Here is a 22,969-nt window from a genome sequence, read left to right as displayed (position 1 = left end):
GCGGTCGACGTGACGCCGCCGTCGTGACGCGCGCGTCTGACGCGGGCGTCTGACGCGGCCGTCGTGAGACCCGGCCCGCCGCCGGGCCGGTTCTCACGACGACCGCCTACACCACCTCGGCGGCCGCGGGCTTCACCACGAGAACCGGGGCGAGCGCGGCCGGGGCCCCGTCACCGTCGGAGAGCCCCCGCATCAGCAGCCAGTACCCCAGCGCCGCCACCATGCCCAGGACCGCCATCGAGGTCCACAGCCACCCCGCGCCGTAGTGCTGGATCACGAAGCCCGCCATCAGCGGAGCGACCAGCGAGGCCACCGCCCACGACAGCGTGTACATGCCCTGGTAGCGGCCGCGCCCGTGCACCGGGGAGAGCCGCGCGACCAGCCCCATCTGGGTCGGCGAGTTGATGATCTCGGCCAGCGTCCACACGCAGACGGTCAGCGCCAGGCTCCACACCGAACCGCCGAAGGCCGTCAGCGCGAACCCGTACCCCGCCAGCAGCGCCGAGACGACCAGCAGCTTCTGCGGGTCCCGGCGTTCGATGAGACGCGTGACCGGGATCTGCAGCAGCACGATCAGCAGCCCGTTGACGGCGATGACCAGGCCGAATTCGGCTGTGGAGAAGCCGGCCGCACCCATCGCGAGCGGCAGCCCGAAGGACCCCTGCATGAAGATCAGCGAGATCAGGAAGGACAGCCCGACCACACCCATGAACCGGCCGTCCCGCAACACCGTCCCCAGCCCGATCTCCGGCTCGGCGGCCGCCTTCTCCGCCTCGGTCCGCACGGGCCGCGACTCCGGCAGCTTGATGTACACGAGCACCGCGCAGGCCAGCGTCAGGGCAGCCTCGCCGAGGAACCCGGCGAGGTAGCTGTACTCGGCGATGAAGCCCGCCACCATCGAGCTCACGGCGAAGCCGAGGTTGATGGCCCAGTAGTTCAGCGCGAACGCCCGTACCCGGTCCTCGGGACGGACGATGTCCGCCATCATCGCCTGCACCGCCGGGCGCGAGGCGTTCGAGGTCATGCCGACCAGCATCGCCACCACGGCGATCGCCGCCGGGTGCTCCATGAAGCCGAGCAGCGCCACCGCGAACGCGGTCGAGGCCTGCGCCGCGACCAGCGTGGGCCGCCGGCCGAGCCGGTCCGTCAGCACGCCCGCGACCACCGACGAGACCACACCGCCGAGGCCGTGGAGGGCGACCACGAGCCCCACGAACGAGGCCGAATAGCCCCGCTCCAGCGTCAGGTACAAGGTCATGAACGTGGCGACGAAGGCCCCGAGCCGGTTGACCAGCGTGCTCGTCCAGAGCCACCAGAACTCGCGCGGCAGGCCCGACACGCTCTCCTGAGCGGCCCGTCTCAAACTGGCAACGGACATACGGAATCCCCCCGGCGATGTAAGCGTCCCTCTTGTAGTGCGCACCCTACGGATGCGGGGCCCGCAGAGCCACTGGATTGACGGCTGCCGTCAATCGGGGGCCGTCCACACCCCGTCCACACCTCGTCCACACCGCGCGCGAGCGCCCGGGCGCGTCCATTAGGCTCGTACGCATGGCCGACGCACCGTACAAGCTGATCCTCCTCCGCCACGGCGAGAGCGAATGGAACGCGAAGAACCTGTTCACCGGCTGGGTGGACGTCAATCTCAACGAGAAGGGCGAGAAGGAGGCGGTCCGCGGCGGTGAGCTGCTCAAGGACGCCGGCCTGCTCCCCGACGTCGTGCACACCTCGCTCCAGAAGCGCGCGATCCGCACCGCGCAGATGGCGCTCGAGGCCGCCGACCGCCACTGGATCCCCGTCCACCGCTCCTGGCGCCTGAACGAGCGCCACTACGGCGCCCTCCAGGGCAAGGACAAGGCCCAGACCCTCGCCGAGTTCGGCGAAGAGCAGTTCATGCTGTGGCGCCGCTCGTACGACACCCCGCCGCCGGAGCTCGAAGACGGTACGGAGTTCTCCCAGTCCGAGGACCCGCGCTACGCCTCCATCCCGCCGGAGCTGCGCCCGCGCACCGAGTGCCTCAAGGACGTCGTCGTCCGCATGCTGCCGTACTGGTACGACGCGATCGTCCCGGACCTGCTCGACGGCCACACCGTCCTGGTCGCCGCGCACGGCAACTCCCTGCGTGCGCTGGTCAAGCACCTCGACGGCGTCTCCGACGCCGACATCGCGGGCCTGAACATCCCGACCGGCATCCCGCTCGCGTACGAGCTCGACGCCTCCTTCAAGCCCCTCAACCCGGGCGGCACCTACCTCGACCCGGCCGCCGCGGCGGCCGCCATCGAGGCGGTCAAGAACCAGGGCAAGAAGTAACCCTGACGTACGAAAGAGCCCCTCACCTGCTGGCTCTCAGCGGGTGAGGGGCTTTCTGTCGCTTCTGGGCCGTCTGTGGGCCGTGCTACAGCCGCTTGAACGAGAGCTGAAGCGCCACGAGGAGTGCGACAGGTGCGACCAGTTCGGTCGGAGCGCCGGCCGAACTAGCCAAGGCCGCGCCACCTGTGCCGAGGAGTACGAGCGGGAGTTCCCTTACTCGGACGTCGATCCTCAGCCCACGCTGTGAGAACATGGATACCTTCCGTTGAGCGGTCAGTTCTGCTGGATTCAGGACAAAATGGACGCGGAAATGGAACGTAAGGCCGCCTCCTGCCAGAGGCGGCCTTTTCCACGTTTGAAACTGTACTCACAGCCTGATAGGACCCGCAAATTCCCTGGTGAATGGCCGCGCGTTGCCTAAATGGCGTCAGTGTTCGTGAGTCTCGATGAGCGTCGGTGGGTGTCGATGAGCCTTGGTGAGCCTGGGTGAGTCGGTCCTGGGTGCAGGGCCTGGCCTGGGGGGTGGCGAAGCCTTGCATAAGCTGGCGCACCCTGGCGAAGGGTGGCGGTTAGTCACGGGGACCAGGGGGTCGTGGTGCTTGAATTTCGAGCATTGCGCGCCTCATTTCCGAGCTCAATTCCCCTCCGGTTAGTGTCCGCGTTAGTGCTTGCGATTCGTCTTGTGGTTAGTGGTAAACCGCTGATATCGCTTGCATCGTTCGCCTACTGCTGGTGGGCATCAGATGTGCGTATACCCGGAGGGTGAGGCCCGGATCTGTGTGACCTAAGTATTCGGCCAGGGCTTTGACGTTCTCTCCGGCGTCCAGCAGGACCGAGGCATAGAAGTGCCGCAGAGCGTGCATCCCGTGCTCCCTGGCGGAGGCGTAGGTCTGTTCGCCCTGCTTGCGGGCGGGGATCACGCCAGCGGCGGCGAGGGCAGGCTTCCACTCGTCGCTGTTGAACATGTTCCGCCAGATGTGGTTGCCCATGGGTGCGGTGAACAGCAGTCTTTTCGTGACCAGCTCTCCTGCCTGCGTCCCCCACGGCAGGGTCACGGGCACCGGGGGCACGCCTTGATGTGCGCGCGTAGTGCGTCGGCGACGGGCGCAGGCAGGGGCACGTCTCGGAGATTGCCTCCCTCTGGCAAGGCGAAGACGGCCTTACTCCGGCTCAGCTTGAGCTGCTGGATCACGTGGACGGTGTTGTTCTTGAAGTCGATCGCATCCACGTCGATCCCGAAGATCTCGCCCTGTCGAAGACCGCATCCGGCCCCCAGGTCCACAGCGGCGCGATACCGCGCGGGCAGAGCGGCCCTTACGGCGAAGACCCGCTCAGCGGTCCATGGGCCAACCCGTTTGGCCTCAACGGTCGGAGCCTTCACGGACCGAGCCGCACAGGGGTTCTTGGCCAGCAGGGTGTCATCGACCGCAGCGTTCAGCACGCTCCGCACGTTGGAGTAGATGACCCTCGCGTACGACCCGGTGACGCCGGCCGCCTTGAGGTCGGCCACCCAGTCCCGGATGTGCGCGAGCTGGAAGGACGCTAGCGGCCGCGTTCCCAGGTAGGGGAACGCATGTAGCCGGAGCTGCGACTCCATGGAGAAGCCGGTGTTCGGGTCGGCGCCGTGGTTGCCGAGCCAGCGTTCCGCGTACTGCTGGAACGTGATGCGGCTGGCCTTAGGGTCGATGTACGCCCCGCGGCTCATGTCGGCCTCGATGTGGGTCAGCCACTGCTCAGCCAGGCGCTTCTGGCGGTCCGGGAAGGACTTGCTCTTCTCGGTACCGTCCGGGCCGATGTACCGGGCCCGGTACCGCAGCCCTGAGCCGTAGCGCTCGGTCTTGACCCGTACGGGGCGGCCGGTTGGACCCGGCTCGGTCTTGTACCAGCGGTCTTGGATGTGTCCGGCCATCAGGCAGCCGCCTCCTTGTCCATGAGCGAGGCGACCCAGGTGCGTACGTCCTCGGGGTCGAAACGGAGATGGACGCCGACGCGGAAGCCCTTCGGGCCGGTCAGCTTTCGACGCCACTGGTAGACGGTCTCCAGCGGAACCCCGAGCAGGTCGGCCAGGTCGACCGGGGTCAGATATCGCTCAGGCAGTGCGCGAGCCATGGTCACCACGACCCGCTGATGTCGGCGGCTTCGAGTTCGGCGCGGATCTTTCGGGCGATGTCGCGGTTGGTTTTGATGTCGTTGGCGATGGTGGCGCGAGCCAGGATTCGCCGGGGGTGTGGCCGTGGCCGGCGTAGGTCCAGTGGGCGAGGACGAGCGTGGTCCCTTCCCTGTGGTCGTCGGGGTCGGGTAGGCCGCGTTCGCGTCGTTCCTGGGCGGCGCGGGTCTGGCGGAGGGCGCCGAGGGTGGTGGAGTAGGCGCGGGATTTGGTGGAGAAGTGGCCGCGGAAGCCGAGCATGTGCGACCAGTGGGCCAGGAGCCGTTCGGGGTAGGCGTCGTCCAAGTGCCAGCAGGCTTCGATCAGGCGTCGGGTGTGGGCGGGTAGCAGGAGCTTGTCGAGCTCTGCCAGCTCTCCGATGCGGCGGTCGGTGGTGCCGGTGGTCTCGGCGGCCTTGGTCGCGTACTTCGCGACGTAGGAGGCCACCGCAGCTTCGGTCAGCTCCTCGTGTCCGAGGCCGCCGATGGGTTGGACGTCCACCTGTGTGCCCCACCTCAGGGACCGGGTGGGATGGGTGCCAGAGGAGGGGACGGTGAGGGCAACTCGGCCGGCGGCGGCCCGGATCGAGTCATCGAGTAGACCGACCGACGCCCACGACGGCGGAGGGACGTCCGGCCCGTTGGATCCGTCGAGGCGCACGACGGTGTGGAAGTGGATCGCGCCGCGCTTCTGGAACTCGGCGACCTTGCCGGAGGAAACCCGGCACGACTCCTTCAAGGCTGTCTGCGTGATCCCGGCGCGGGCGGCGATCTCCCGGCGGAGGTAGATGGTGAAGCGTTGCCAGAGCTGTCCGGCGTAGTTGTTCCACAGAACCGCGCCCGCGTAGTCGTACCGCTCCGGATCCAGGGCCGTGCCGAGGGCCGGGTCCGTCTCGTCGTGGGTGGTGCCGCAACGGCATTGGCCGGAGGCAGGTCGGTTGTGGACCGGGCCGAAGGATGGGGCGGTCAGGGTGGCGAACACCCTCGGGTGATCCCGCACGGTCACTGGGACGTGCTTGGCCTCGTCGCCGGTGCTCCCGGCGCGGATGAGGTGGTATGTGTCTCCGGCGTAGGTCCAGGCGCAGGAGGGACAGCGGGAGGCTCGGCGGTTGCCGCAGGCGACCCGAAGGCGGCCTCCCGGCTCGTCGGCGGTTGAGTACGAGTACAGGACATCCCCGGTCCGCCGCTCGCGGGTGACGGTCGAGCCAGTCAGGTGGATCGGGTCGGAGCAGCCCCCCCGTCCGGCGGACCTGTTCCTGCCAGCGATCGAAGCCGGGACTTGAGGCGACCCGAAGAAGATCCGCGAGGGTGAGCGGGTCGATACCCAGGGAGGCCGCAGCACCCGCTCCGCGCGCGCTGCGCCGACGCCCGCCCCTGCAAGGCGGGTAGGCCCAAGGGCATGAGTCGATCCCCACGGGGGCCGGTGGTGCCATCGGGCACGGACATGCCTCCGGCGGGGGCGCTCCGACTCCGGGATGGAGGGGCGCCGTTGGCGGGTGCCGGCCGGGTGGGGCTGATGTGGGGAGCTCCCATCCCGTCTGCCATCGACCCAGGCAAGCCGAGCAGACACGGGCCCTGGCGTCCAGGTCGTTCGTACAGTGGCGCGCTCCACCTGGACGCCAGGACCCGCGTCCGCTCCACATGCGTGTGGGTCGACGGCAGACGGGATGGGAGCCGTCGTGGGTAGAGGTAGTGGTCAAGTGACGCACGGCTGTGGCTACCCAAAGCTGTTTCGTCGGATTCCTAGGCGTGAGCCGGAGGCATCTTGCCAACCACCTCATCTTGCGCACGGCGGATCGCTAGCGTGCCGGTATGGCAGAGACAAATGACGGCTGGCAGACCATCTATGGCGCACTGGATAGCTCTACCCTGCTCGCCCTGCTTCCTGTCCTGAAGGAAGGCAGAGAGAAGGCCCTGGAGATGATGAAGCTGGAGGAGCGTAGCCACGAGCAGTCGGAGGGTGCTGATGCCTATTCTGCGGAGCTGTGGGGTGAAGCGCTGGCCGCCTTCGACGCTCGCATCGCCCCTGACAATCCTGCCCGGGAGAAGCTCGTAGAGCTTCGGGACAAGGTGCAGCAAGTACTAGGCGAACAGGTAGCCCGGACCAATGAGGGTAAGCGCGATACCCGCGTCCAGACGTTCCTGTGGGCTCATCAGCAGCGCGAGCTCTGGATCAAGCAAGAGCTCGCTCGCCGTAGCCTCTTGCCGACGTTCTGACCGGCGTTTTCCAGGGGCAGTCGGTGGCATGACCGTGACCAGGCGGGGCCGTCTCTGGGCCGTGGGACGGCGACCAAGGGGGGCCGAGGGTGGCAACCGCTGACCGCCCGACCGCAGGCCAGAGTGGGTTTACCCGGCAAAGCCCCAGGCCGGAACAACAACCAGGGCAAGAAGTAGCCTTCCGACGAAGAAGCCCCACGCCCGCGGCTCGGCCGCGGGCGGGGGGCTTCTCGTCGTCCCGGGCCGGTGCCTGACCTGGGCACGGCCGGTGGGCGGCGGACGGGGCGGTCTCAGTCGTCGAGCAGTCGCCAGGTGGTGAGGGCGATCCCGGCCCGGGTCAGGCCGGTGGGGGTGGTGAGGTCGATGGCCAGGGTCTTCGCGATCTGCTCGATCCGGCGGGCGATGCTGCTGTGGTGCAGGTGGAGGAGTTCGGCGGCCCGGCGCAGCGAGCCCGTGGCGCAGTAGGCGTCCAGGGTTTCCAGGTCGTCCGGGCTGTCGGCCATGCGGGCGATCGCGGCCACGTCGGCGTTGTCCCGCGCGGCGTCCCGGGGAATCTCGGCCAGGAGCGCCAGCGCGCCCAGGCCGCTGTGGCGGATGACGGGTTCGCGGGGGGTGGTGAAGCGGAGGGCGGTGCGGGCCTCGCGCCAGGACCGGTCGGGGCTCGTGGCGGCGCCGATGCCCGCGCGGACACCTGCCGGGAACCGGGCCGGGTCCACGGTGGCGGCCAGGATGACACCCACGTCGGCGAGCGGTGCTGCCTTCACCGGGCGGCCCGGGCAGACGAGGGCGCCGATCCGGTCGAGCGGCAGCCGGGACCGTACGGCGACCACGCGGACCGGCAGGCCGGCGGCGAAACCCAGGAGGCGCAAAGCGCGGGCCCGGGCCGCCTCGTCGCCGTCGGAGCTGATCGCCAGCTCGACGAGGGCGGGGTCGGCCATGGTGGTGCGGGCCGGGCCGTACCGCTCGGCGACGGCCGCGGAGGCGAGGGCGAGCCGGTCCAGGAGCACTTCGTCGAGCGGATTCGCCGGGCCGGACCGCTCCAGCCACACGGTGCCGATCTCCTCCTCGTCGAGCGTGACCGGCACGGTGGTGGACGCGGGCGCCGGCGGGGCGGACACCTCCGTGCCCTCGGGCGAGATGCGGATCGTCCGCCCCGTGCCGTGGATCCGGATCCCGGCCACGCACTCGGCCAGGCCCGCCGAGGCCCGCGCGAGCGCGGGGAGATCCACCCGTCGGCGCATCAGCGTGTCGTAGAACGCGACGATGCGGATCGCGCCGTCGACGTACGAATCCAGTCCCGACAGCCGTACCGCCAGTGCCTCCATACCTGAAGGATAGGAGGGACGCAGGAGGGGCGGGAGCGCCGATCGGCGCGCAAGCGGCTCCGTACGGGCGACAGTTGGCGGATGACCCCCTCGGGCGGCGGCCGTGAGGATGGCCGTCATGGATCCCGAACTCGAAGCATTCATCCCGTTCCTCCCCGAGACCGACCTGACGGACCCGGTCACCGCCCGCAAGAACTACGCCGCGCTGGCCGCGTCGAGGCCGCCGCCGGACTTCGCGGACCTGGAGATCGAGGACCGCACGGTGCCCGCCGATCCGCCCGTGCCCGTACGGATCTACCGCCCGCACCGGGCACAGGGCGCCATCGTCTGGCTCCGCGGCGGCGGGCTCGTCATGGGCGACCTGGACACCGAGCACCCCTGGGCCGCCCGGGTCGCCGACAGCTCCGGCGCGGTGGTGATCTCGGTGGACTACCGGGCGGCCCCCGAGCACCGCTTCCCGGCCGCCCTGGACGATGCCTACGCCGTACTGGTCTGGGCGGCCGCGCACGCTGCCGAACTGGGCGTCGACCCCGACCGGATCGCGGTCGGCGGCCACAGCGCCGGCGCGGGGCTCGCGGCCGCGGTGGCCTTGCGGGCGCGTGACCAGCGGGGACCGGCGATCCGCTGCCAGCTGCTCAACGAGGCCGGCCTCGACGACCGCCAGGAGACGTGGTCACAACGGCACTTCACCGAGACGCCCTGGCTCGACCGCGACAAGGTCACACAGTCCTGGCGCCATTACCTGGGCTCCCGGCCCGCCACCGCCTACGCCGCCCCGGCCCGAGCCGCCGACCTCTCCGGCCTGCCCCCCGCCTACATCGCCACCGCGGAGTTCGACCCGAACCGCGACGAGGACATCACCTACGCCATGCGCCTGCTCCAGGCCGGCGTACCGGTCGAACTGCACCAGTACCCCGGCACCTTCCACGGATCGCAGGCGATCCTGTCCGCCGCCGTCTCCCAGCGGCAGAACGCCGACCTCACCGCGGCCCTGCGCCGCGCGCTCGCCGAGTGAGCCGTCCCGCCCCGCGGGCCGTCGAGCCGTCGAGCCGTCGGGCCGTCACCGCCCCCGTCGTCCACCCATTGATCACGAAAGGACGGATGTCTTGAAGATCCGACTGGTGTTGAGTACGAGCCTGGCCGCGCTGATCGCCTGTACGGGCATGGCGGCGCCGACGCGGGCGCCCGCGGAGCTGAAGTCCGCCCTGGACGGTGTCCACCGCGCGGGGGTGCCGGGGGTGTACGCCGAGGTGCGCGATGCCGGCCGGACCTGGCGCGGCGCTTCCGGGGTCGCCGACGTGAAGACCGGCCGTCCCGTCAGGTCCGACATGCGCCAGCGCGTCGGCAGCGTCACCAAGACCTTCACCGCCGCCGCGGTCATGCAGCAGGTGGAGCAGGGCCGGATCGAGCTCGACGCACCGATCGGCGGCTACCTGCCGCAGCTGGTGCCGGGCGAGCGGGGCAGGAAGATCACGGTGCGGATGCTGCTCAACAACACCAGCGGGATCCCCGACTACATCCGCTACGCGTTCCCTTCGCTGGCGGACGCGTCACCCGCGAGCCTGGACGACAACCGGTTCAGGCAGTTCCGCCCGGCCGAGCTGATCGAGATGGGGCTCGCGGCGCCTCCCGCGGGCGAGCCCGGAGCCACTCCGGGCGTGTATTCCAACTCCAACTACCTGCTCCTCGGCCAACTCCTGGAGCAGGTGACCGGCACCCCGGCGCAGGAGTACATCACCCGGAACGTCATCGAGCGCGCCGGGCTCCGGCACACCGGCTTTCCGGACGGACCGCGCATCGAGGGACCGCACTCGCGGATGTACGAGGCGCTGTGGGGAGTGATGGACCCGCCGCGCGACTACAGCGTCTACAACATGTCCTGGACGGGGACGGGGGCCGCTCTCGTCTCGACCATGGAGGATCTCAACCGTTTCTACGGGAAGCTGCTCGACGGCGAGATCGTCAGCCGCTCCTCGCTGGCGCAGATGCAGCGCACGGTCCCGGTCGTCGCCCTGGACGGATCGACCATTGAGTACGGGCTCGGCCTGCACAAGGTCGAGACCCAGGGCTGCGGCACCTTCTGGGGCCACGACGGCACGGTCTGGGGGGCCGGAACGATCTCCCTGACCCGGGCCGACGGCAAGCGCCAGATGTCCGTCGCGGTCAACCTCCAGCGGTGGAACGAGCCGGACTCCTCCGGGAATCCGCAGCCCCACCCCATCGACGACGCGCTGAAGACGCTGTACCGGCAAGCGATGTGCGGCAGCGGTAGCGGCAGCGCTGGAGGCAGTGCTGGAGGCAGCGGCAGCGAGTGAGAGCGGGCGAAGCGCGCGAAGGGCCCCGGCCGAGTGAATCGGACGGGGCCCTTGGCGTACGGGGAACCGGGCGGGCCGGCTCAGCCGCCGCACTGGCAGGGCGCGCCGGACTGGCAGCCGCAGCCGCAGCCCGAGCCGCAGCCGCAGGCGGCGAGCAGCGGCAGGCGGAGTCCCTCCGGGGGCCGCGCTTCTTGCTCCGGGGTGATCGGGACGGGGGAATCGGGCATGGATCCTCCTCGTAGGCGTTGTGCCTTCGCCCCTCATTCATGCGCAGCGGGACCGGCGCGTCAACGGCGCATTGGGGGCTCGTTGTTGATCCGCCGTCACCCGGCCGAAGGCCTACCCGCGCCCCCGCACGTTCCCCCGCACCCGCCCCGCCGGCCCGGGTCACCCCGCCGCCCGGCCCGGGGTCACCCCGCCCCCGGGCCGAGTCGGGTCAGACGCCCTCGACCGGCGTCGGCGGCTGGAGTTCGTCCGCGTGCTCGCCCGTCACCAGGTAGACGACGCGCTTGGCGACCGACACCGCGTGGTCCGCGAAGCGCTCGTAGTAGCGGCCCAGCAGCGTCACGTCGACCGCCGTCTCGATGCCGTGCTTCCAGCGGTCGTCCATCAGGTGCTGGAACAGCGTCCGGTGCAGCTGGTCCATCTCGTCGTCGTCCTGCTCCAGCTGGAGCGCCAGGTCGACGTCCTTCGTGATGATGACCTCGGCGGCCTTCGCCATCAGGCGCTGCGCCAGCTGCCCCATCTCCAGGATGGTGGCGTGCAGGTCGCGCGGGACCGCCCTGTCCGGGAAGCGCAGCCGGGCGAGCTTCGCCACGTGCTGCGCCAGGTCGCCCGAGCGCTCCAGGTCCGCGCTCATGCGCAGCGAGGTGACGACGATGCGCAGGTCGGTCGCGACCGGCTGCTGGCGCGCGAGCAGCGCGATGGCCCTCGCCTCCAGGTCGTGCTGGAGGTCGTCGACCTTCTGGTCGGCGGCGATGACGCTCTCGGCGAGCTTCAGATCGGCGTCGAGCATGGAGGTGGTGGCCCGCCCGATGGCGGAACCGACCAGCCGGGCCATCTCGACCAGGCCTTCTCCGATCGAATCCAGTTCCTCGTGGTACGCGTCACGCATGGGTGTCCCTCTCTGCCTACTGCCTACTGCCAACTGCCTACTACGGCTCGCTGCTGCCCGGGGTCGGGCCGGGTCGGGCCGGACCGGGGCCGGCGGCCTGCCTGCCGTGCCCCGCGTGCCCCACGTTGACAGGTTGACGCGCCAACGCGACCTGCTCCGTCACCCCAAGTGAATCAACCCCGTCGCCAGGGTGAACTCTGGGCGACGACTGTTCGAGCTGCCACCCGAACGGCTGTGGAAGTGTCGCTGCACCTGCTTAACCTGGAGTCATGGACGTGAACGCGGCGGTCGCCGCAGCTGCAGCGATCGCCGGTCTTTGCACCGGTGTGATCGCGATGCTGGCGTTCCGCTGGAGCGAGCGCGACCAAGCCCGCCCCACCCGGAGCTCCATGCGCCCCGACATCAACGCGGTGCTCCCACCCGGCGTGGACACCGTTCTTTCCGTACTCCGCTCCTCCGCCGTCGTCCTCGACGAAGGCGACGCGGTGGTCAAGGCCAGCTCGGCGGCATATGCCCTCGGTCTGGTCCGCGGCGGCAAGCTGGCCGTGGAACCCATGCTCCACATGGCCCGCGACACCCGGCGCGACGGGGAGATACGCCAGGTCGAGCTCGACCTGCCCCGCCGCGGCACCGGCCGCGGCGAAGCCCTCGCCGTCTCGGCGCGCGTCGCCCCGCTCGGCTCCCGCCTGGTGCTCCTCCTGGTCGAGGACCTCACCGAGGCCCGCCGCATCGAAGCCGTACGCCGCGACTTCGTCGCGAACGTGTCGCACGAGCTCAAGACCCCGGTGGGCGCGATCTCGCTGCTCTCCGAGGCCGTCATGGACGCCTCCGACGACCCCGAAGCGGTCCACCGCTTCGCGGGCCGCATGCAGATCGAGGCCACCCGCCTGATCAACCTCGTACAAGAGCTCATCGACCTCTCCCGGGTCCAGAACGACGACCCCCTCGAGGACGCCGAGCCCATGCGGGTGGACACGCTCGTGGCCGAGGCCATAGACCGCTGCCGCCACACGGCGTCGGCAAAGCAGATCACCATGGCCGCGGGGGGCACCGCCGACCTGCGGGTGTGGGGGAACCGGGGGCAGCTCGCGGCCGCCCTCGGAAACCTGGTCGAGAACGCCGTCAACTACAGCCCCGCCCGGACCCGCGTCGGCATCGCCGCACGCAGGGTCACCGCGCCGGGTGGAGACTTGATCGAGATAGCCGTGACCGACCAGGGCATCGGCATCCCGGAAAAGGACCGCGAGCGCATCTTCGAACGCTTCTACCGCGTGGACCCGGCCCGCTCCCGTGCCACGGGAGGGACCGGGCTCGGCCTCGCGATCGTGAAGCACGTGGCGGCGTCGCACGGCGGGGAGGTGTCGGTCTGGAGCTCCGAGGGGCAGGGTTCCACCTTCACCTTGAGACTCCCCGAAGCGGCCGCGCCGGCACCGGCGACCGCCCCCGCCGCCCCGCCCGCCCGCCCCCTGCTCGAACCTCACACCGCACCAGCCATTCCTGCCCCGGAGGTCCTTCCGTGACCCGAGTGCTCGTCGTCGAGGATGAGGAATCCTTCAGCGACGCCCTGTCCTACATGCTCCGCAAGGAGGGCTTCGAAGTGGCCATCGCCGCGACCGGGCCCGACGGGCTCGACGAGTTCGAGCGCAACGGCGCCGACCTCGTCCTCCTCGACCTGATGCTCCCCGGCCTGCCGGGCACGGAGGTCTGCCGGCAGCTGCGCGGCCGCTCCAACGTCCCCGTGATCATGGTGACCGCCAAGGACAGCGAGATCGACAAGGTCGTCGGGCTGGAGATAGGAGCCGACGACTACGTCACGAAGCCCTTCTCCTCGCGGGAGCTGGTCGCCCGCATCCGCGCGGTCCTGCGCCGCCGCGGCGAGCCGGAAGAGGTCACCCCGGCCGCACTGGAGGCCGGCCCCGTACGGATGGACGTCGACCGCCACGTGGTCACCGTCTCCGGCGCGAAGGTGGACCTCCCGCTCAAGGAGTTCGACCTGCTGGAGATGCTGCTGCGCAACGCGGGCCGCGTGCTCACGCGCATGCAGCTCATCGACCGGGTGTGGGGCGCCGACTACGTCGGCGACACCAAGACCCTCGACGTGCACGTCAAGCGCCTGCGCGCCAAGATCGAGCCGGACCCGGGCGCGCCGCGCTACCTGGTGACGGTCCGCGGCCTCGGCTACAAGTTCGAGCCGTAAGCCGTCGAACGCATCGCGTGGATACGGGAACGGCCCCCGTCCGCATCAGCGGACGGGGGCCGTTCCCGTGTACGGCGTACGGTGCTCCGCGCCTCAGTGGCCGGCGCTGGAGGACGCGGACCCGGACGGGGTACCCGCGGGGGACCCGGACGCGCTGCCCGAGGGAGTGGTCGACGGGCTGCCCGAGACGGGGGCCGCCGGGGAGCCTGCGGGGGTGCCCGACGGGGTGGCGCCCGCGGCCGGGGCCGCGGTCGGGCCGAAGGCCGCGTACATGCCGGTGGCCGGGACGACGAGGGCGTCGAGCTCGACGTCACCCGTGTTGCTCAGCTTGAAGACGACCTTCTGCGCGTTGCCGTCCTTGGCGCCCCCGCCGCCCGCGACGGCCGCGGAGGCGTTGCCGTTGCCGCCCAGGACGACGGAGCCGCCGGCCGGCACGATCACCTTGGCGGCGCTGCCCGCGGGCTTCAGCGAGACGGTCGCCTTTCCACCCGGGAGGGTGATGGCGTCGAGGGTCTGGTCCTTGGTACCCGTGTTGAACACTGTCGCGGAGACGGCGGCCGGGCCCTTCTTGTCCTTCTCCGGGGTGATCACCAGGGCGTTCTGGACCTTGATGTCGCCCTTGGTGACGGCGGCGTTGTCCGGCTTGACCTGGAGAGTCTGCGCGTCGTGGCCCGCACCGCACGCGGCCAGCGAGACGATCGAGAACACGACGGCGGTGGCGGCGAGGGCGCCGCGTCGAAGGCTGCGGCTCACGGCGGAGGCATCTCCTTGGACGTACGAAAACGGAAGGGTGGACGCTCGGAGCGACCGAGGTGAAGCCGCTCTAAGGGTGTGTCAGCGCGCTTAGGTTACCGAGCCGCCGCCCCGCCCCCGCACCCGACCCTCCGCACGGAAGGCGCGGCCCTGTCCGGGTCTCGCCGCGCCGGTGCCGCCCGGCGCCGTGGCCGGACGTCCAGCGAAACCATCGGCGGAACGATCACTCGAACGATCACCCGAACGATCACTGGAGCGGTCACCGGAGCGGTCACCGGAGCGATCACCGACCGGTGACGCGCCGATCGCCGCGGTGATCTTCCATTCGCAAAAGGGCCGCCTCCGGCCCGGTGATCAATTTCCGGATTCCCCCGAACGCCGACCGGTGATCGAATTGGAGATTGGGCCGGAACGCGCGCCCGGCGGCCGCCGCCAGTCGAACGGAGTAGTTCGGTTTCCCCCGCCGGAAACCGGCAAAACAGGACGTACGTCACTTCGGCGGGGCCGCCGGGCAGGTGTAACGTAGCCGTTTCGCCCGGTCCGCACAGCGCCTCCGACCTGCGAATACCCCCTTCCGCAAGCCTGTCGCAGCACGTTCCCATCGGTGTTGTCAAGCCCCGAGATGGGCCCTGACCTGCGAAAACGCCATTCATAACGGTCAGTTCTCGTGTTACCCTGGATAGCCACGGAAGGGGTACCTGTCACATGACGTTCAAGGTTGGCGACACCGTGGTCTATCCCCATCACGGGGCCGCGCTGATCGAGGCCATTGAGACTCGTCAGATCAAAGGCGTGGACAAGACCTACTTGGTGCTCAAGGTCGCTCAAGGCGACCTCACGGTTCGTGTGCCTGCGGACAATGCGGAGTTCGTCGGTGTTCGCGACGTAGTCGGCCAGGACGGGCTGGACCGGGTCTTCGAGGTGCTTCGCGCACCGTTCGCAGAAGAGCCGACGAACTGGTCCCGGCGCTACAAGGCAAATCTGGAAAAGCTCGCTTCTGGCGATGTCATCAAGGTCGCCGAAGTCGTGCGTGACCTGTGGCGTCGTGAGCGTGAGCGCGGGCTTTCCGCGGGTGAGAAGCGCATGCTCGCGAAGGCGCGTCAGATTCTGGTGAGCGAGCTCGCGCTCGCCGAGAACACCAACGAGGACAAGGCCGAGGCCCTCCTCGACGAGGTGCTCGCGTCCTGACGCGATCATCCGTACGCCCGGTCACGCATAGTCGCCTGGTCGTACACAGTTGTGCCGCGGTGCCCGATGACAAGGTGACTTGTTGCCGGGCGCTGCGGCATGTCTGGACCCAGCAGGTCCGGACCCCCATCTGACCCGTCCCCACGCCTGACGCTATCCGTCCGACGCTGCCGCCCGCACCCGAAATTCACCGGGGTTCCTTACTGGTGTGCTGGGCCCGGGCAGCCGCTCGACCGGTCGTCACGGAAGGGGCGAGGGCGTCGCACCCGGCACCCTTCAGGCCATACCCATGTCGGCCGAAGTCACAAACCTGGCTCGGAGCTACTGATGTCTGACGAATCGCGCCCCCACCGCACCGCCGCCGTGATCCCGGCCGCCGGCCGCGGGGTCCGTCTCGGTCCCGGAGCCCCCAAGGCCCTGCGGACCCTGGGCGGCATCCCCATGCTCATCCACGCGGTCCGCGCCATGGCGCGCTCCCGCGCCGTCTCCCTCGTCGTCGTCGTGGCGCCGCCCGCCGACACCGCGGAGGTGCGCAGGCTCCTGGACGAGCACGCGCTGCCCGACCGCACCGAGATCCTCGTCGTCCCCGGCGGCGAAACCCGGCAGGAGTCCGTGCGCGCGGGCCTGCGGGCGCTCCCCGCCGACGTCACCGCCGTCCTCATCCACGACGCGGCCCGCCCGCTCGTCCCCGTGGACACCGTCGACTGCGTCGTCGAGGCCGTCCGTGACGGCGCGCCCGCCGTCGTACCGGCCCTGCCGCTGGCCGACACCGTCAAGGAGGTCGAACCCGGCAAGCCGGGCGAAGCCGAGCCGGTCGTCGCCACCCCCGTACGGGCCCGGCTGCGCGCCGTACAGACCCCCCAGGGCTTCGACCTCGTCACCCTGCTGCGCGCGCACGAGGAGGTCGCGGTGGACGGGGAGGGTGCCACGGACGACGCCGGAATGGTGGAGCGGCTCGGCATCACCGTCGTCGTCGTTCCCGGCCACGAAGAGGCCTTCAAGGTCACCCGCCCGCTCGACCTGGTCCTCGCCGAGGCCGTACTCGCCCGCCGGAGGGCCACCGATGCGTACTAGCCCCGCGGCCTCCGAAGCACCGGCCGGGCCGCCCCTGCTGCCGCAGGTCGGCATCGGCACCGACGTCCACGCCTTCGAGACCGGCCGCGACCTGTGGTGCGCCGGCCTCCTCTGGGAAGGAGAGGACGGCCTCGCCGGCCACTCGGACGGGGACGTCGCCGCGCACGCCGCCTGCGACGCGCTCTTCTCCGCCGCCGGCGTCGGCGACCTCGGCGCGCACTTCGGCACCTCCCGCCCCGAGTGGTCCGGCGCCGCCGGCGTCACCCTTCTGGCTGAAGCGGCCCGGATCGTACGGGCCGAGGGTTTCGAGATCGGCAACATCGCCATCCAGGTGATCGGCGTCCGGCCGAAGATCGGCAAGCGGCGCGAAGAGGCACAGAAGGCGCTCGCCGCCGCGGCGGGCGCCCCCGTGTCCGTCTCGGGCACCACCACCGACGGGCTGGGCCTCACCGGCCGCGCCGAAGGCCTCGCCGCCATCGCCACGGCCCTCGTCTACCGGACGAACCGGGCCTAATGGCCGTACGGTCACACCGCTCCCGCACCTCTTCGACAACAAAGCGGGCCCCGCGTACCGAAAGGGTCGCGGGGCACTGCTACGGGCGCACTACCCTGGATGCCGTGACTATTCGCCTGTACGACACCAGCGCCCGGCAGATCCGTGACTTCACCCCGCTCGTTCCGGGCTGCGTCTCGATCTACCTCTGTGGCGCCACCGTGCAGGCGGCCCCGCACATCGGGCACGTCCGGTCGTACCTGAACTTCGACATCATGCGCCGCTGGTTCACCTACCGCGGGCTCGACGTCACCTTCATCCGCAACGTCACCGACATCGACGACAAGATCATCACGAAGGCCGAGACCGAGGGCCGCCCCTGGTGGTCCATCGGCTACGAGAACGAGCGCGCCTTCAACGACGGCTACAACGCGCTGGGCTGCCTCCCGCCCACGTACGAGCCGCGCGCCACCGGCCACGTGCCGGAGATGATCGAGATGATGCGCGCGCTCATCGAGCGCGGCCACGCCTACGAGGCGGACGGCAGCGTCTACTTCGACGTCCGCTCCTTCCCCGGCTACCTCGAGCTCTCCAACCAGGACATCGACGACCTGCGCCAGCCGAGCGAGTCCGGCATCACCGGCAAGCGCGACCCGCGCGACTTCGCCATGTGGAAGGCGTCCAAGCCCGGCGAGCCCGACTGGGAGACCCCGTGGGGCCGCGGCCGCCCCGGCTGGCACCTCGAATGCTCGGCGATGGCGCACAAGTACCTCGGCAGCGCCTTCGACATCCACGGCGGCGGGATCGACCTGATCTTCCCGCACCACGAGAACGAGATCGTCCAGGCCAAGGCCTTCGGCGACGAGTTCGCGAAGTACTGGGTGCACAACGCGTGGGTCACCCTGTCCGGCGAGAAGATGTCGAAGTCGCTGGGCAACTCCGTCCTCGTCTCCGAGATGCTCAAGGCCTGGCGCCCGATCGTCCTGCGCTACTACCTCGGCACCCCGCACTACCGCTCGATGATCGAGTACAGCGTGGAGTCGCTGCGCGAGGCCGAATCCGGCTTCGCGCGCATCGAAGGGTTCATCCAGCGCGTCATCGAGAAGGCCGGCAAGACGGTCGAGCCGGCCGCCGAGGTCCCGCCCGCCTTCGCCGAGGCCATGGACGACGACCTGGGCGTCCCGCAGGCGCTCGCGATCATCCACACCACCGTCCGCCAGGGCAACAGCGCGCTCGCCGCCGACGACAAGGACGCGGCCATCGCCCGCCTGTCCGAGGTACGGGCCATGCTGGGCGTCCTCGGCCTCGACCCCCTCGACCCCCACTGGGCGGAAGAAGCGGACCGCGGCGAGGACCTCCACGGAGCCGTGGACACCCTCGTACGCCTGGTCCTGGAGCAGCGCGAGTCCGCCCGCGCCCGCAAGGACTGGGCGACCGCCGACGCCATCCGCGATCAGCTCCAGCAGTCCGGCCTGGTCATCGAGGACAGCCCGACGGGGCCCCGCTGGACGCTCGGCCCCCGCTGAGCCCACCGGAGCGGCCCCACGGGAGCAGTCCCTGGCGCAGTCCCACTGGCGCACTCAGATTGGGCCGCCCGGCGTTCCGGGCGGCACACTCTTCATACGTACATATCGCAGCACCAACGAAACAGGTAGAGGTCATGGCCGGGAACAGCCAGCGCAGGAACCGCCGCACATCCAACAAGAAGGGCGCGACGGTCGGCAGCGGTGGCCAGCGGCGCAAGGCCCTCGAGGGCAGGGGCCCGACGCCCAAGGCCGAAGACCGCAAGAAGCACAAAGCGAACCGCATCAGCAACGCCATGGCCCGCCAGGCCGCCAAGCGCCGCCCGGCCCCCCGCCGCGGCGGGCCCAAGGGCACCAGCGAAATGGTCGTCGGCCGCAACCCGGTCTTCGAGGCGCTGCGCGACGGCGTACCGGCCGTCACCCTCTACGTCCAGCAGTTCATCGACAACGACGAGCGCGTCCGCGAGGCCCTTCAGCTCGCGGCCGAGCGCGGCAACATCAACCTGATGGAAGCCCCGCGCCCCGAGCTCGACCGGCTGACCGGCGGACTCAACCACCAGGGCCTGGTCCTCCAGGTGCCGCCCTACGAGTACGCGCACCCGGAGGAGCTCTCCGCCGCCGCGTACGACAACGGCGAGGACCCCCTCATCGTCGCCCTCGACGGGGTCACCGACCCCCGCAACCTCGGCGCGATCGTCCGCTCCGTCTCCGCCTTCGGCGGCCACGGCGTGGTCATCCCCGAGCGCCGCGCGGCCAGCATGACCGCCGGCGCCTGGAAGTCCTCGGCCGGCACCGCCGCCCGCACCCCGGTCTCGCGCGTCACCAACCTGACCCGCGCCATCCAGGACTACAAGAAGGCCGGCATGACCATCGTCGGCCTCGCCGCCGAGGGCACCCACACGGTCAACGACCTCGAGGCGCTCGGCGGCCCCGTCGTCATCGTCGTCGGCTCCGAGGGCAAGGGCCTCGGCCGCCTCGTCGGCGAGAACTGCGACTACCTCGTGCGCATCCCGATGCCCGGCGGCGCCGAGTCCCTCAACGCCGGCGTCGCCGCCGGCGTCGTCCTCTACGAGGCCGCCCGCCGCCGCGCCACCCGCGGCCGCGCGTAACCCTCACCCCGGATCGGGCTCCGTCCGTGCGGCCTTCCCCGGCGCCGCTTGATCCAATTGGCTCACCGGTCGTGACCCGTGAGCGTGCCACCCCGCCCCTTCCGGGCGGGGTGGCTTGCTTTGACGGGTCTCGGACACATCCCTGATGTCAAGGCAGTGTCCTAAACACCCGTCACTCGGTTAGATGAGTGTGGACACCAGAACGCCAGGGTTCGACGACCAGCCCGCGCTGAGCATGGTCAAGGTGCCGTGCGACCCCGCGCAGGTCATCGTCAACCACGCCAGCTTCCGCGTGCGGCTCGCACCAAGCCCCAGCGCGCGTCCCAGCCCGGCGGGCGCCCCCGGGCTCGTTCCCGCGCTCGGCGGAGCCCTCGCGGCCGCCGGAGCCGGCGCCGCACGCCGCCGCCCCGTCGTCTGGAGCGGCAAGTCCGCCCCCGGCGACGCCGCCGCCAGCGCCGCCATGGGAGGCCTGCTCCAAGCCGTACGCGAGCACGGGCGCGGCCACGACGAGTACGACGGCGGAACCACCCAGGTCATCCCGCGCATCGACCTCGCCCACGACCTCGCCGACGACACGCTCGCCAGCCCGACCGTCATCGGACAGCGCAGCTACGGCGACCCCGATGAAACGCGCGTCCAGTCCGCCGTGCAGGAGCTCTCCCCCGAGGCCTACGAGGCCTACGGCGCCGCCTACGCGGAAAACGCCGGACCCGGAGCGGACTCCCGCCGCGCCTCCGGCGACGCGCGCGCGCAAGCCTCGTACTATCCCGGCCGCCGGATGAACCTCGGCGTCGTGCTGCTCCCCCTGCGCGTCTTCCTCGGCTTCATCTCCATCTACGCCGGCATGGGCAAACTGTGCGACCCCGTCTACTTCGACGGCGGCGAGCGCGGCTCCATGGTCACCTGGCTGCACACCCTGCACCCCTGGGCGCTCGCCGAACCCCTGCGCGACTTCGCACTCGCCCACCCCGTCGGCGCCGGCCTCAGCGTGGCCTTCCTCCAGGTCATCGTCGGCGTGCTCACCGTCTTCGGACTCTGGCAGCGCTTCGCCGCCTGCTTCGGGGCGCTCCTCTCCGCGGCGCTGCTGATGACCGTCAGCTGGAAGACCGTCCCCGCCTACGACGCGCCCGACATCATCTACCTCGCCGCCTGGAGCCCGCTGATCATCGCGGGCGCCCCCGTCTACTCCCTGGACGGACGCCTCGCCGGCGAAGCGTGGCGCACCCTGGGCCCCCGCACCGAACTGTGGCGGCTGCGACGGCGCGTCCTGCGACGTGGAGCCGTCATGGCCACCGTGGTCTGCGGACTCACCCTCCTCATCGGCTCCCTCCTCGGCGGCGCCGTCCGCTCCACCACCGTCGTCACCGTCCCCGGCCCCGGAGAGGCGCCGAGCAACTACCTCCCCGGCCGCCCCCTGCCCCGCACCCCGCAACAACAGCAGCCGACCTCGCCCGCCCCCACGACGCCCGCCGCACAGTCCTCGGCCCCGGCCTCCTCGCCCACCGCCAAGCCCGGCCGGGGCGCGGCCGGTTCGACCGCCCCGGGCACCGTCGGCAGCGGCTCCGGATCACCCACCGCCACGCGCGGCACCAGCGGCAGCCAGAGCCCGCGCAGCACGCCCCGCCAGTCCGCCCCCCAAAAGCCCCCGGCCTCCTCCTCCGGGACGGGCAGCGCGGGCTCGTCGAGCGGGACCGGGGGCACGCCGCCGAAGCAGCCCGGCCTGGTCGGCGGCCTCCTCGGATGACGCCCACCGGCTGACGTCCACCGGCTGACTGAACGACCGCGAGAGGGCCCGGCACGAGCGTGCCGGGCCCTCTCGTGTCCCCACGGCGTTCCGTGTCCCCACGGCGGTCGGCGGTGACGGGGGAGCGACGGGGCGCGGAGACCGGAGACCGGGGGTGTGAGGCCCCGCAGGGGGGCTAGGCGCCGCTCTGTGCGGCCAGCTCCCGCGCGGCCTCGGTCAGGTCCTTGGCCGTGTCGATCGCCCGCCAGTAGGCCCCCTGCGGCAGCGGGAAGCCCGCGAGCCGGCGCTCACGGGCCAGCCGGGGAAACGTCGTACGCTCGTGATCGCCCAAATCCGGTAGCAGGGCCGCGAATTCGGGCCCGAAGACGTACACCCCCGCATTGACCGGGTAGGGGGACTGCGGCGCCTCGATGAAGTCCAGGACGTGCCCGTACTCGTTGATCTCCACCACCCCCCACGGAATCCGGGGACGGGCCAGCGCGAGCGTGGCCGTCGCACCGCGTTCGGCGTGGAAGGCGGCCATCTCGCGCAGCGAGAAACGGGTCCACACGTCGCCGTTGGTCGCGAACCAGGCCTGGTCGGGATGCGGGAGGTGCCGGGCGGCGTACTTGAGGCCGCCGCCCCGGCCCAGCGGCTCGTTCTCCACGACGGTGGTCACGCGGAGCGGCAACGGAGCCTCGGCCAGCCACTTCTGGAGCACCTCGGCGAGGTGCCCGCACGAGACGACGGCGTCCGTCACCCCTTCGGAGGCCAGCCAGGCGAGTTGGTGCCCGATGATCGGCATCCCGGTACCCGGAATCTCCACCATCGGCTTCGGACGGTCGTCCGTGTACGGCCGCAGCCGCGAACCCTGGCCCCCCGCCAGGACGACGGCCTGGGTCGGGGAAGCCGGGAACGCGGCTGCGTGGGGTCGGGAGGGAACCTCTGAGTCGGTCATGTCCGGTGGTCCGGGATCCGGGAGCGCGGTGCGGCGGCGGCCGACGGCTGCCGTCAGCCCATGGAGGCGACGCCGGACGCGTACGCGGTGTCGCACACCGGCCGCGCGAACGACTGGGCCTTCGTGGGCCCGTAGGCGTCCACGGCGGCACGCCCCAGCGCCCGCGCGATGCCCGCGCAGTGCTCGGCGAGCGAGGGCCGCCGGTCGACTTCCTGCTGGAGGTGGGTGAGTACGTCACCCGGCTGCTCGCCCTGCTGGATCTCGTTGAGCAGCTTCTCGCGCAGTACGTCCTGAACGGCACGCGGCTTCGCGGGAACGGAGACGTCCTCGGCGGACGCGGTCAGGATCTGGGAGGGGGTGTTGTCCGCCCAGGGGACCATGGTGACCGCGAGGGTCCCGGACAGGACCAGGACGACGGGCAGGACCAGGGCGAGGGATCGGCCGATACGGCGGGCAGTGTGGGTCACGACGCCGAGAGTAGCGCTCGGTGAAGATATGGCGACATTTAGTCACCCGGTCGGGGGA

At 70.8% G+C, this 22,969-nt stretch carries 20 protein-coding genes and 2 pseudogenes; 12 read left to right on the top strand and 10 right to left on the bottom strand.

The features are described 5' to 3' along the window. Positions 1–106: 106 nt before the first annotated feature. A complete protein-coding gene (locus J7E97_RS05935; protein ID WP_215023088.1) occupies positions 107–1,378 on the bottom strand; it encodes an MFS transporter in 1,272 nt (423 codons plus the stop codon). A 173-nt stretch (positions 1,379–1,551) separates the two neighbouring features. Between J7E97_RS05935 and J7E97_RS05930 the strand changes: the two genes are divergently transcribed. Next, the gene (locus J7E97_RS05930; RefSeq protein WP_215023087.1) at positions 1,552–2,310 is read left to right on the top strand and encodes a phosphoglyceromutase; all 759 of its coding nucleotides are present in this window, start codon (positions 1,552–1,554) and stop codon (positions 2,308–2,310) included. Between the two features lie 686 nt (positions 2,311–2,996). Here the strand turns inward: J7E97_RS05930 and J7E97_RS05925 are convergent. From J7E97_RS05925 to repSA, 3 genes and pseudogenes are all read right to left on the bottom strand, one after another. Then, positions 2,997–4,219 (bottom strand): annotated as a pseudogene (locus tag J7E97_RS05925) (tyrosine-type recombinase/integrase). Beyond that, positions 4,219–4,419 (bottom strand): AlpA family transcriptional regulator, encoded by a 201-nt coding sequence (locus J7E97_RS05920; RefSeq protein ID WP_215023085.1) that lies wholly within the window; start codon positions 4,417–4,419, stop codon positions 4,219–4,221. The pseudogene J7E97_RS05925 and the gene J7E97_RS05920 overlap by 1 nt, the downstream one beginning before the upstream one ends. A gap of 2 nt (positions 4,420–4,421) precedes the next feature. Beyond that, positions 4,422–5,783 (bottom strand): annotated as a pseudogene (gene repSA / locus J7E97_RS05915) (replication initiator protein RepSA). Positions 5,784–6,267: 484 nt separating this feature from the next. Here repSA and J7E97_RS05910 point away from each other — a divergent pair. After that, a complete protein-coding gene (locus J7E97_RS05910) occupies positions 6,268–6,672 on the top strand; it encodes a hypothetical protein (RefSeq protein ID WP_215023083.1) in 405 nt (134 codons plus the stop codon). Positions 6,673–6,962: 290 nt separating this feature from the next. Here the strand turns inward: J7E97_RS05910 and J7E97_RS05905 are convergent, their stop codons facing one another. Beyond that, a complete protein-coding gene (locus J7E97_RS05905) occupies positions 6,963–7,997 on the bottom strand; it encodes a CdaR family transcriptional regulator (RefSeq protein WP_215023081.1) in 1,035 nt (344 codons plus the stop codon). Between the two features lie 118 nt (positions 7,998–8,115). On the opposite strand from J7E97_RS05905, the gene J7E97_RS05900 reads away from it, so the two are divergent. Then, on the top strand, positions 8,116–9,012 hold the full coding sequence (locus J7E97_RS05900) for an alpha/beta hydrolase (protein WP_215023079.1): 897 nt from the start codon (positions 8,116–8,118) through the stop codon (positions 9,010–9,012). A gap of 148 nt (positions 9,013–9,160) precedes the next feature. After that, a complete protein-coding gene (locus J7E97_RS05895; protein WP_215023136.1) occupies positions 9,161–10,312 on the top strand; it encodes a serine hydrolase in 1,152 nt (383 codons plus the stop codon). An 80-nt stretch (positions 10,313–10,392) separates the two neighbouring features. Here J7E97_RS05895 and J7E97_RS05890 read toward each other — a convergent pair whose 3' ends face one another. Both J7E97_RS05890 and phoU read right to left on the bottom strand, forming a co-directional pair. Then, complete coding sequence (locus tag J7E97_RS05890; protein ID WP_215023077.1) at positions 10,393–10,539, bottom strand: hypothetical protein; 147 nt, start codon at positions 10,537–10,539, stop codon at positions 10,393–10,395. Between the two features lie 209 nt (positions 10,540–10,748). Continuing rightward, entirely contained in the window at positions 10,749–11,426 is a 678-nt protein-coding gene (gene phoU / locus J7E97_RS05885) for a phosphate signaling complex protein PhoU (protein ID WP_215023075.1), read from the bottom strand. Between the two features lie 269 nt (positions 11,427–11,695). Between phoU and J7E97_RS05880 the strand changes: the two genes are divergently transcribed. Both J7E97_RS05880 and J7E97_RS05875 read left to right on the top strand, forming a co-directional pair. Continuing rightward, entirely contained in the window at positions 11,696–12,946 is a 1,251-nt protein-coding gene (locus J7E97_RS05880; RefSeq protein WP_215023073.1) for a cell wall metabolism sensor histidine kinase WalK, read from the top strand. Next, positions 12,943–13,623: a response regulator transcription factor gene (locus tag J7E97_RS05875; protein ID WP_086575133.1), complete on the top strand. Its 681-nt coding sequence runs from the start codon at positions 12,943–12,945 to the stop codon at positions 13,621–13,623. The genes J7E97_RS05880 and J7E97_RS05875 overlap by 4 nt, the downstream gene beginning before the upstream one ends. Positions 13,624–13,716: 93 nt before the next feature. Here J7E97_RS05875 and J7E97_RS05870 read toward each other — a convergent pair whose 3' ends face one another. Then, positions 13,717–14,376: a DUF461 domain-containing protein gene (locus J7E97_RS05870; RefSeq protein WP_215023071.1), complete on the bottom strand. Its 660-nt coding sequence runs from the start codon at positions 14,374–14,376 to the stop codon at positions 13,717–13,719. Between the two features lie 705 nt (positions 14,377–15,081). Between J7E97_RS05870 and J7E97_RS05865 the strand changes: the two genes are divergently transcribed. The 6 genes from J7E97_RS05865 (at position 15,082) to J7E97_RS05840 (ending at position 21,507) form a co-directional block, all read left to right on the top strand. Beyond that, positions 15,082–15,564, top strand: a complete 483-nt coding sequence (locus J7E97_RS05865; RefSeq protein WP_120722213.1) for a CarD family transcriptional regulator — start codon at positions 15,082–15,084, stop codon at positions 15,562–15,564. A 327-nt stretch (positions 15,565–15,891) separates the two neighbouring features. After that, positions 15,892–16,638 carry a 2-C-methyl-D-erythritol 4-phosphate cytidylyltransferase gene (gene ispD, locus J7E97_RS05860; protein WP_215023069.1) on the top strand — a complete coding sequence of 249 codons (747 nt, stop codon included), beginning with the start codon at positions 15,892–15,894 and terminating at the stop codon, positions 16,636–16,638. Beyond that, on the top strand, positions 16,628–17,152 hold the full coding sequence (ispF, locus tag J7E97_RS05855; RefSeq protein WP_215023067.1) for a 2-C-methyl-D-erythritol 2,4-cyclodiphosphate synthase: 525 nt from the start codon (positions 16,628–16,630) through the stop codon (positions 17,150–17,152). The genes ispD and ispF overlap by 11 nt, the downstream gene beginning before the upstream one ends. A gap of 104 nt (positions 17,153–17,256) precedes the next feature. Beyond that, on the top strand, positions 17,257–18,657 hold the full coding sequence (cysS, locus tag J7E97_RS05850; protein ID WP_215023066.1) for a cysteine--tRNA ligase: 1,401 nt from the start codon (positions 17,257–17,259) through the stop codon (positions 18,655–18,657). 134 nt (positions 18,658–18,791) lie between these two features. Continuing rightward, on the top strand, positions 18,792–19,763 hold the full coding sequence (gene rlmB / locus J7E97_RS05845) for a 23S rRNA (guanosine(2251)-2'-O)-methyltransferase RlmB (RefSeq protein WP_215023064.1): 972 nt from the start codon (positions 18,792–18,794) through the stop codon (positions 19,761–19,763). A 184-nt stretch (positions 19,764–19,947) separates the two neighbouring features. Then, positions 19,948–21,507 carry a DoxX family protein gene (locus J7E97_RS05840; protein WP_215023062.1) on the top strand — a complete coding sequence of 520 codons (1,560 nt, stop codon included), beginning with the start codon at positions 19,948–19,950 and terminating at the stop codon, positions 21,505–21,507. 175 nt (positions 21,508–21,682) lie between these two features. On the opposite strand, the gene J7E97_RS05835 is transcribed toward J7E97_RS05840, so the two are convergent. Next, positions 21,683–22,444 (bottom strand): nucleotidyltransferase family protein, encoded by a 762-nt coding sequence (locus J7E97_RS05835; protein ID WP_215023060.1) that lies wholly within the window; start codon positions 22,442–22,444, stop codon positions 21,683–21,685. Positions 22,445–22,497: 53 nt separating this feature from the next. After that, the gene (locus J7E97_RS05830) at positions 22,498–22,911 is read right to left on the bottom strand and encodes a hypothetical protein (protein ID WP_215023058.1); all 414 of its coding nucleotides are present in this window, start codon (positions 22,909–22,911) and stop codon (positions 22,498–22,500) included. Positions 22,912–22,969 lie beyond the last annotated feature (58 nt).

The sequence above is a fragment of the Streptomyces sp. ISL-66 genome, assembly GCF_018614135.1.
Classification (GTDB): Bacteria; Actinomycetota; Actinomycetes; order Streptomycetales; family Streptomycetaceae; genus Streptomyces.
The sequence above is the reverse complement of the archived record's forward strand: the minus strand, read 5'-3'. Positions and strand labels throughout refer to the sequence as shown.

Bases quoted from the DNA above. Each gene is read 5' to 3' on its own strand.
- J7E97_RS05935 (WP_215023088.1), bottom strand. From the start codon at position 1,378: ATGTCCGTTGCCAGTTTGAGACGGGCCGCTCAGGAGAGCGTGTCGGGC.
- J7E97_RS05930 (WP_215023087.1), top strand. From the start codon at position 1,552: ATGGCCGACGCACCGTACAAGCTGATCCTCCTCCGCCACGGCGAGAGC.
- J7E97_RS05920 (WP_215023085.1), bottom strand. From the start codon at position 4,419: ATGGCTCGCGCACTGCCTGAGCGATATCTGACCCCGGTCGACCTGGCC.
- J7E97_RS05910 (WP_215023083.1), top strand. From the start codon at position 6,268: ATGGCAGAGACAAATGACGGCTGGCAGACCATCTATGGCGCACTGGAT.
- J7E97_RS05905 (WP_215023081.1), bottom strand. From the start codon at position 7,997: ATGGAGGCACTGGCGGTACGGCTGTCGGGACTGGATTCGTACGTCGAC.
- J7E97_RS05900 (WP_215023079.1), top strand. From the start codon at position 8,116: ATGGATCCCGAACTCGAAGCATTCATCCCGTTCCTCCCCGAGACCGAC.
- J7E97_RS05895 (WP_215023136.1), top strand. From the start codon at position 9,161: ATGGCGGCGCCGACGCGGGCGCCCGCGGAGCTGAAGTCCGCCCTGGAC.
- J7E97_RS05890 (WP_215023077.1), bottom strand. From the start codon at position 10,539: ATGCCCGATTCCCCCGTCCCGATCACCCCGGAGCAAGAAGCGCGGCCC.
- phoU (WP_215023075.1), bottom strand. From the start codon at position 11,426: ATGCGTGACGCGTACCACGAGGAACTGGATTCGATCGGAGAAGGCCTG.
- J7E97_RS05880 (WP_215023073.1), top strand. From the start codon at position 11,696: ATGGACGTGAACGCGGCGGTCGCCGCAGCTGCAGCGATCGCCGGTCTT.
- J7E97_RS05865 (WP_120722213.1), top strand. From the start codon at position 15,082: ATGACGTTCAAGGTTGGCGACACCGTGGTCTATCCCCATCACGGGGCC.
- ispD (WP_215023069.1), top strand. From the start codon at position 15,892: ATGTCTGACGAATCGCGCCCCCACCGCACCGCCGCCGTGATCCCGGCC.
- ispF (WP_215023067.1), top strand. From the start codon at position 16,628: ATGCGTACTAGCCCCGCGGCCTCCGAAGCACCGGCCGGGCCGCCCCTG.
- rlmB (WP_215023064.1), top strand. From the start codon at position 18,792: ATGGCCGGGAACAGCCAGCGCAGGAACCGCCGCACATCCAACAAGAAG.
- J7E97_RS05840 (WP_215023062.1), top strand. From the start codon at position 19,948: ATGAGTGTGGACACCAGAACGCCAGGGTTCGACGACCAGCCCGCGCTG.
- J7E97_RS05835 (WP_215023060.1), bottom strand. From the start codon at position 22,444: ATGACCGACTCAGAGGTTCCCTCCCGACCCCACGCAGCCGCGTTCCCG.